5 protein-coding genes and 1 pseudogene are annotated in these 9,441 nt (G+C 46.0%); 1 reads left to right on the top strand and 5 read right to left on the bottom strand.

All coding sequences use genetic code 11. The features are described 5' to 3' along the window. A pseudogene (locus tag HZY94_RS07130) lies at positions 1-132 on the top strand (IS30 family transposase); the annotation flags it as partial. Positions 133-245: 113 nt separating this feature from the next. Here HZY94_RS07130 and HZY94_RS07125 read toward each other — a convergent pair. From HZY94_RS07125 to HZY94_RS07105, 5 genes are all read right to left on the bottom strand, one after another. Next, positions 246-953, bottom strand: a complete 708-nt coding sequence (locus HZY94_RS07125) for a hypothetical protein (protein WP_179925611.1) — start codon at positions 951-953, stop codon at positions 246-248. 224 nt (positions 954-1,177) lie between these two features. Then, positions 1,178-2,299 carry an RNA-binding cell elongation regulator Jag/EloR gene (gene jag / locus HZY94_RS07120; RefSeq protein ID WP_179925610.1) on the bottom strand — a complete coding sequence of 374 codons (1,122 nt, stop codon included), beginning with the start codon at positions 2,297-2,299 and terminating at the stop codon, positions 1,178-1,180. Between the two features lie 20 nt (positions 2,300-2,319). Continuing rightward, entirely contained in the window at positions 2,320-3,144 is an 825-nt protein-coding gene (locus HZY94_RS07115; protein WP_303978873.1) for a YidC/Oxa1 family membrane protein insertase, read from the bottom strand. Then, positions 3,122-3,487 carry a ribonuclease P protein component gene (gene rnpA / locus HZY94_RS07110; protein WP_179925608.1) on the bottom strand — a complete coding sequence of 122 codons (366 nt, stop codon included), beginning with the start codon at positions 3,485-3,487 and terminating at the stop codon, positions 3,122-3,124. Before rnpA ends, HZY94_RS07115 begins: the two co-directional genes overlap by 23 nt. A gap of 130 nt (positions 3,488-3,617) precedes the next feature. After that, entirely contained in the window at positions 3,618-9,332 is a 5,715-nt protein-coding gene (locus HZY94_RS07105) for a Rib/alpha-like domain-containing protein (RefSeq protein WP_179925607.1), read from the bottom strand. Positions 9,333-9,441: the final 109 nt, after the last annotated feature.

Genomic DNA, 9,441 nt, shown 5'->3' with positions numbered 1-9,441 from the left:
CGCAGGTGGTTACCAAAAGGGACCAAAGAAACAACTCCCAAAGAAGTCGCTTTTATTGAAAATTGGATAAACAATTATCCTAAAAAATGTTTGGACTACAAGTCACCAAAGGAATTTCTTAGTGGTGGCTAATTTCAACTTGAAATTTAGCAAAAAACGATGATACCTTAAATAAATCGAATGTAAAAACAAGCTCTTTTATTCCTTAATCTTGTATGATGCAACTACCGATATTATATCCCCGCCTACCAAATATAATTATCTAACAAACCATAATCATCCACTAAGCTATCTAAAAACCCTTGCCATTCGCTGAAATCGTAGGAAATTCTTTTGGTCTTAATCTTACCTTCATCAACCATGCTTCCAACTTCCAACAAATAATGTACCCAATCATTTATTTGTTTTTCATACATTGAAATAATTCCAATTAACTCAGGAATCTCCAATCTAGATTTCAAGGTCCCTTGGCTTTCCTCATAAAGTTCAAAAATATCATAGAGGAGGACTATAAACTCATCGTCCATTTGAAGAAAGGTTTCAATAAATTTTTCATCTATCCATCTCTCCAAACCCAAAGCTAAATCAGTAACTAACACATATCCATATAAAATTTCAGAAAAACTGTCTGCCAGATCAAGATTCAAGCGTAGAAAACGGTTAGCCAATTCTTGCCTATCCCCATCCAGTTCCAAAAGCGTAAACGATATTCCCAATCGATGCTTACGTACATCATCAATCAAGCGAATACGAGCTTTTTCTTTGAAGTCTGTGGATTGATCTTCCTTGATAGTCTGCTCTAATTCATCTAAAATGTTCATAACTTCGATAAGTTGATCATGCTTCTCTTGATGAATTTCCTCAGAATCATCTACATCGTAACAAGGAAGTTGTTTCAAGGTTGAAACTTCTAATTCCTTCAATTTAATCCTATATAAAACATTGGCTTTCATGTTAAGGAGTCCCTTCTAAAAAAAGAAGCCTTTTATCGATTGTAAAAATAACTTTTTATACATGTTCTCTTACTCAAAAATATCAGTCTAGTCTGATTTTTAAAAAGAGGCTAGGACAGCAATCTAGCCTCAATTATTTTAGTTAGCAAAACAACTTTAATGCAGTAGTTGATTGACAGTTTCGTTCGTATTTAACCTTCCGAACCTGTCCCATTCTCTTGTTACTAGACTAACTCCAGCTCTTCTTCCTCAATATCGACTACTACATAACGATTGGGCTCATCTCCTTCTGAATAAGAGGTGACACCATCGATTTTAGAGATGATGCGATGAATGATTTTCCGTTCGCTATTAGACATCGGGTCTGTTTCCATAGCTCGGCCTTCTTCTAGCACGCGTAAGGCTAGTTTTTGAGCATAACTTTGGAGAACCTCGGCCCGGTGCTCCACATAGTCATTGACATTAATCGAGATGAAAAGGGTGCGCCCATAAAGATTATAAAGGTAGTTTTGAGCTAGGAGCTGCAAGGATTTGAGTACCTTGCCATGATAACCAATCACGCGCCCTGGCTCATTGGTATCAATTTGGAAGTAAATGGTCCGGCGGCTGATAGATGCCGAAACGCTAGCCTCCACATCCATTTCCTTCAGAATAGCTTCCAGATAAGCCTGGGCCTGATCCATCTGCTCTTCTTCCAAGCTCTCACGCTCACGGCGAACAAAGGAAACCGCTTCGGGTTCAGCCTCGTCCTCAACAACTGCAACTGGTTCCTGCTCTTGAACCACAAGATCCTGGACAACAGGCTCAGTAACCTCAGCTGCCTCCTGGACTACTGGTGTCTCCATCGGATCCGCTTCCGACTCAGTTTCAAGCACCTCTGCTACCTCCACTGCTTCCACCTCAGCGAGGGGTTCAGCGGTCTGTGGGCTTGCAATTTCAACGTCTACCACTTCTTCTGGCTCAGAAGCTTCAACAAGGATTTCCTTCTGCTCTTCCACTAAATCTTCCTTAGGCAGATCACGCGGGAAGAGAATGCTGAGTTTGCCGGTTTCGGCTAATTTCGAGATAGCTTCCGTCATATCTTCCTGGGACTGACTTTCGACTGGGGCATCCTCTTCCAGAGCTTCCACTAGGGGAGCTTGAAGGGGAGTTGTATCTTCGAGGTCATCATAGTCCGTGAAAGTTAAGGCTTCCATTTCAACCTGGGCCAATTTTTTGCCCAGTCCTAAAAAACCAGATTTTTCACGAGCCAAGACCTTGATTCGAACTTTCATACGTGGGAGGCCTAGGTCCTCTAGTCCATTTTTAATTGCTTCCTCAACAGTAGCTCCTGTATAAAGTGCCATAAGTAAACTCCTTTATCGCTTTACTTTTTCTTTCTCTTTTTCTGTGCCTTGCGGATGGCCTTGCGTTCTGCAACGACTTTTTGCTTAGCCTCATCTTCCTCGCGTTGGCGTTCAGCCACTATTTTGAAAGGATTGTTCAAAAATAGCGTCTGCCCAACTTGGTAGGCATTGGAGATAGTCCAGTAGAGGGCCACCCCACTTGCCACTGAGAGCGAGAGGAAGAAAATCATCACCGGCATGATATAGGTCATGCTGGAGGTTAGTCCATTTTTTTCTTTTAAAGCATAAGTAGATAGCCAAGAAGCCCCAAAGGTGAGTGCTGCAGCCAAAAATGGGAGAATCAAGTAAGGGTCGGGTTGGCTAAGATCCAACCACAAGAAGTGGGCTCCTTGCAAAATGTCCACCCGTGTGAGGGACTGATAGAAAGCCAATAAAATCGGTAACTGAACAAAGAGGGGGATAAAAGCCGCAAAGGGACGAACACCCTGCTCCGCATAAAGAGCCTGCGTCTTACGCGCCAACTCCTCCTGACCTTCGCGGCCACGGCCACGATACTCTTCTTGTAAAGCACGGAGGGCCGGCTGAATTTCCTGCATCTTCTGAGAAGACTTGGTTTGGTACTGGAAGACCGGTAAAAGCACGGTCCGCAGCACGAGTGTCATGAGGATAATCCCCAGACCGACATTCCCGCCAAAGGATAGCCCATTGATAGCCTCCGCAAATAAATAAACCAATTTTTCCCAGAGTCCAGACGACTGACTGGTCACCTGAGAGGTGCCACAGGCTGTGAGCGTAACTAAGGCCAAGCCCACAAGTCCTGCACTAAAAATTTTCTTTCTCTTCACATTCATCTTCCTTTTGATAAATCGCAGCCAATTTGAGAACATGGAGCAAATTCTGTTCCATCTCCGCATAGGACAATTCTTCAACCCCTTTACGGGCGATCAACAAAATATCCACAGGCGCTAAATGATCTTGGTGTTTCTGAAGAAGGTGGCGCAGGTGCCGCTTGATGCGATTCCGCATCACCGCATTCCCTAATCGTTTGCTTACGGAAAGCCCCACCCTAAAGTGCTTCAAGTCGCTATCCATCTGGTAAACCACAAACTTCCGGTTAGCCTTATTTCGCTTCTGGGCTAACAAAGCCTTAAAATCTTGATTTCTTTTGATACGATAGCTTTTTTTCACAATCTTCTTCCTTCATCAAAATTAGTATTATTATACCACAATTTCCAATAAATCCAATACTATCAAGGGATAGAGACAAAAAAGCAGGCGAAAACAGTCTGTTTTCACCTGCTCAAAAGCTCTTTAAAGCTTATTTTTCTTCTTTTTTGTTTTTTCCAAACAAGAATCCCAAACCAAGAAGAGACAAGAACCAAGTCAAGAAGCTGATTATTGGATTGCTTGACTCCCCTGTATTCGGAAGCTGCTGCGCCTGTGTTTGTTCACCGACAGACACAGTCTCTTGCCTTGGAGCCACATGCACCAGATCCTCGACCTTAGCAACCGGTGTATTCGGAAGAACTAGCTTCTCCGGCTCTACCGGTGTTACCGGCTCCTCTGGCTCCACTGGTTTCTCCGGCTCTATCGGTGTTACCGGCTCCTCTGGTTCCACTGGTCTTTCCGGCTCTACCGGTGTTACCGGCTCCTCTGGTTCCACTGGTCTTTCCGGCTCTACCGGTGTTACCGGCTCCTCTGGCTCCACTGGTCTTTCCGGCTCTACCGGTGTTACTGGTTTCTCTGGTTCCACTGGTTTTTCTGGCTCTACCGGTGTTACCGGCTCCTCTGGCTCCACTGGTTTCTCCGGCTCTACCGGTGTTACCGGCTCCTCTGGTTCCACTGGTTTCTCCGGCTCTACCGGTGTTACCGGCTCCTCTGGTTCCACTGGTCTTTCCGGCTCTACCGGTGTTACCGGCTCCTCTGGTTCCACTGGTCTTTCCGGCTCTACCGGTGTTACCGGCTCCTCAGAAACTTTAACAGTAATCTTAACAGGTACCTGATCCTCAGATCCGTCGCTGTAACGAACGGTTACTTGGCCTGTTACCTCACCTGCTACGGCATCTGCTGGAACACGGATGGTGACCCAACCTTGGGTATCTACCGTCATTCCTTGACCTGTAATCGTGTAAGTCGCACTGGCCGGTAGAATGATTCCTGGAATCGTCACCTGCGTCCCTGCGTGAACCTCAACTGGAATATAGGATGGACTGTATTTGTCAGCCTCTGGCATCTGAGGTTCTACAGGCTTAGCGATCACCTGAACGGTGATTGGAACTAGATCTTCTGAACCATCACTGTAGCGGATACGAACCTGCCCTTGCAGACTAGCGGCTGGTGCATCTGCAGCTGTAACGACTGTCACACGACCTTGGGCATCAATCGTCATATCAGGACCATTGACGCTGTAACTTGCATTAGTTGGAAGATTGTTGCCTGGAATGATCAAGCTGTCCCCAGCTTGAACCTCCATCACGTCATAGTTAGGGGCAAATTTTTCAGCCTCAGTCATTGCTTTGGCTTTGACACGCACCTTAATTGGCACAAGATCTTCAGATCCATCTTCATAGCGAACGGTCAATTGGCCACTGATTTCATTTCCAACTTCTGCATCAGAAGGAACTGGTACGCTAATCAAACCATTTGGCTCCACGCGCATACCCGAACCAACAATCGTATAGCTGGCTTGAGGTGGTAAACCTTGGCCATTTAACTCCACCAACTGCCCTTGTTCCGCTTCGACAGTCTCATAACTTGGACTGTATTTCTCTGCTTCTGGAATCACCACTGGTTTAGCAGTGACATGAACTACAACGGCTACTTGATCTTGCGAACCATCGCTGTAACGAACCGTCACATTACCAGCCAGCTGACCTGTAGAGGCTTCTACTGGAACAACCACGGTCACACGACCTTGAGCGTCAACTGTCATACCAGGACCAACAACATTGTAAGTAGCGCTCGTTGGTAAATCCTTACCGGTGAGGACAACTTGATCACCGGCTTGCACACTTGCACTGTCATAGCTTGGGCTGTATTTTTCAGCTTCTGGTGTAACTGGTTCTACAGATTTAGCCGTCACCTGAACGCTAACTGGAACGAGATCTTGCGAGCCATCGCTATAACGAACTGTGACACTACCAGACAGACTACCTGTCGCAGCATCCACTGGGACAACTACCGTCACACGACCTTGAGCGTCAACTGTCATACCAGAACCAACAACGCTGTAAGTAGCGCTCGTTGGTAAATCCTTACCGGTGAGGACAACTTGATCACCGGCTTGCACACTTGCACTGTCATAGCTTGGGTTGTATTTCTCTGCTTCTGGACGAGCAGTCACTTGTACCGTTACTGGCACAACATCCTGCGAACCATCGCTGTAACGAACCGTTACGCTACCAGTCAGCTGACCTGTAGAGGCTTCTACTGGAACAACCACGGTGACACGACCTTGAGCGTCAACTGCCATACCAGGATCAACAACACTGTAAGTAGCGCTCGCTGGCAAGTTCTTACCGGTTAGAACGACTTGCTCTCCAGCTTCTACACTTGCTGGGTTGTAGCTTGGGTTGTATTTCTCTGCTTCTGGACGAGCAGTCACTTGTACCGTTACTGGCACAACATCCTGCGAACCATCGCTATAACGAACTGTGACACTACCAGACACACTACCTGTCGGAGCATCCACTGGGACAACTACCGTCACACGACCTTGAGCGTCAACTGTCATACCAGAACCAACAACGCTGTAAGTAGCGCTCGTTGGTAAATCCTTACCGGTGAGGACAACTTGATCACCAGCTTGCACACTTGCACTGTCATAGCTTGGGCTGTATTTTTCAGCTTCTGGACGAGCAGTCACTTGTACCGTTACTGGCACAACATCCTGCGAACCATCGCTATAACGAACTGTGACACTACCAGACACACTACCTGATGGGGCATCCGCTGGGACAACTACCGTCACACGACCTTGAGCATCGACGGCCATTCCCGAGCCGACAACGCTGTAAGTAGCGCTTACTGGCAAGTTCTTACCGGTTAGAACGACTTGCTCTCCAGCTTCTACACTTACTGGGTTGTAGCTTGGGTTATATTTCTCTGCTTCTGGCTTAGCAGTCACTTGTACCGTTACTGGCACAACATCCTGCGAACCATCGCTATAACGAACTGTGACGCTACCAGACAGACTACCTGATGGGGCATCCACTGGGATAACTACCGTCACACGACCTTGAGCATCGACGGCCATTCCCGAGCCGACAACACTGTAAGTAGCGCTTACTGGCAAGTTCTTACCTGTGAGAACAACTTGGTCGCCGGCTTGCACACTTGCACTGTCATAGCTTGGATTATATTTCTCTGCTTCTGGACGAGCAGTCACTTGTACCGTCACTGGCACAACATCCTGCGAACCATCGCTATAACGAACTGTAACACTACCAGACAGACCACCTGATGGGGCATCCGCTGGGACAACTACCGTCACACGACCTTGAGCATCGACGGCCATTCCCGAGCCGACAACACTGTAAGTAGCGCTCGCTGGTAAGTTCTTACCTGTGAGAACAACTTGGTCGCCGGCTTGCACACTTGCACTGTCATAGCTTGGGTTGTATTTCTCTGCTTCTGGACGAGCAGTCACTTGTACCGTCACTAGCACAACATCCTGCGAACCATCGCTGTAATGAACCGTTACGCTACCAGACAGACTACCTGATGGGGTATCCGCTGGGACAACTACGGTCACACGACCTTGAGCGTCAACTGTCATACCAGGACCAACAACACTGTAAATAGCACTCGTTGGTAAGTCCTTGCCTGTTAGGATAACTTGCTCTCCAGCTTCTACACTTGCTGGGTTGTAGCTTGGATTGTAGTTATCTGCTTCTTCATTTTTGGCTGCAATCCGATTAACCGTCAAGACCTTCCGATCCGTTGAACCATCTGGATAAGTTGCGAGAATCGTATAGACTGTCTCCCCTAACTTCTCGGTTTCTGGAAGGAGGATAGTCGCTGTTCCTTGATTATCAAATGTAACTTGTGAAGCGTTACTTGTCAGAACTTTGAAGGATGTTCCTGCAGGAACTTGACCTGTTTGTTCCGCCAGCCCCGACTTACCAACTTGGACTTCTACACTTGGATAATGAATTTCATATAGATCAGCTTGGCGCATGCGACCAACCAATTTATTCTCAACATTTAGGATACTGCGATCCACATAAGTATTGGAGTAGGTGTTGCGCATAATACCCTGTGTCTGATTAGAGCCTTGATGAGCACCACGTTCTTTCCAGGTTTCGGCTAAAGCGGATGCTCCTGTTTTCTTGGCAATCCCATCAACGACCGCCGCAAAGGCTTCTCGGCTAAGTGGGGTTTGAAAATTGTATTCAATCGTATAGGCTGCTGGCTCATAATAATCGCTTAAAGTTACGCTTGGCGTTTTGACTTCCTCAATGATCGGTGTAAAAATAGGAGCCAATTTTTGCCGTTTACTCTCGGCTTCTTGCTGGCTGATTACACCCTCAAGGCTAATAGCTGGCGTATCTTTAGTATTGACTAAACCACTCCTATTCACAACCAATGGAATCCCCTGGCCAATTTTAACTCCTCCAGCATTGGACGCATACAAGTGTACATTCTTAGTATCCACCAAGCTCATTAGTTCTTGGGGAAGTTTCTGAACAATATAAGGAATAGTTCCCTCTGGCTCGGTTAATACACTGCGCCCCTTAACCAGCTCATACCGTGTGATGAATTTAAACCCCACTACTTGACCATTTTCAACAACGATTGGTAACAACTCAGAGACTTCTTGATTGCTTTGGGACGATTCCATCTTCCGATTTTTTGTATCTGAAAATATACTCTCCACAGCTTTGTCCGCAAGGGTCGCCTCATAGTTAGGCATGTCTACCGCGAACCAGGCTCCATTCAAGGTGTCCAACACAACACGATTGATATTAAAGACGAAGTCATAGTTATCCCCACTTACAAAGGTTGAACCGAAGGTAACCGCTTGATTTCCGACCAAATCCGACAGGGTCTTCCCTCCCTTGAGAGTAATCGTTACCGGAAAAGATGTTGCATCGGAGGCCACATTCGGATCATCGGGAAAACTGACAAAGCGTTTGAGAACGGGAATTGTCCACAATTGGTTATTCTGACTTGGTGTGAACGCCTCATCAATATCATAGATTGAATCCGTCTTGATCTTAATACTCTCAATGTTATTGTAGAAATCTGGATTCTCAAACCAAAGCATGTAATTCCCAGAATTCCCTTCTCGGTTGTACTCGGTGGAAAAGCCACTCCCTTTAAATTTATTCCAATCAATCTGACGTAGAATAATTTGATTTCCATTATTGGCAAAACGATCAAAATAAGTTCCACCATAGATTTCTACAATGTAGTTAGGATCAACAACATTGGGGGTGAAACCATTTACGCTCAAATTAATAGGAGTCTTAAGAGCAGTCGAAGGAACTTCCGTTGCCAAAAACGCTACTCGCTCTCCTGCTGAACCAGCCATTCGAAGCCCTGATACTGGTTTCTGCTCTGGACTTGTTTGAGCAGCTCTATCGCTAAAAGAGTTCGGCTGGGCAGCCCAACCTTCATTCTCCACGAATGAGGAGGTTGGTCCAACTACCGGTTCAATCTTAGCCCTTGCGGTGTCTTTCAAAACTGGGACAGGCTCAACCATTAACTCAGTCGGAACTGTCTCCTGCTTTGCTGCTTTCGTAACCACTACTGCTGGAACCGGAACCTCTGAAACTTCTGGGACAGATTGATTCAGTGAAGCTTCCGCAGAATAGACTAAGGATGACTCCTCCACTAACATCTGAGTATCAGTCTCTTGTGGTGTCTCCACACCCATAAAACTTGATTGATCCCCCAGAGTCTGAGTCTCCTCAGCTTGGACAGACCCACCCCCAAACAGAACGGACCCTAAAAAGACAGAGGTTGCCCCAATAGAATATTTCCGAATAGAAAAGCGTTGAACAGTTTTGGTAAACGGTTCATTTTTCATACATTAAAACTCCTTTCCTCTTCTGAAAATCCTCGGATTTTTCAAAAGAATCACATATTATATTTTAGTAGAAAAAGTCAGAAAAGTCCATGCCTAAAACCTATTTTCA

Origin of the sequence: Streptococcus danieliae (assembly GCF_013415245.1) — a bacterium.
Taxonomy (GTDB): Bacteria; Bacillota; Bacilli; order Lactobacillales; family Streptococcaceae; genus Streptococcus; species Streptococcus danieliae_A.
The sequence above is the reverse complement of the archived record's forward strand: the minus strand, read 5'-3'. Positions and strand labels throughout refer to the sequence as shown.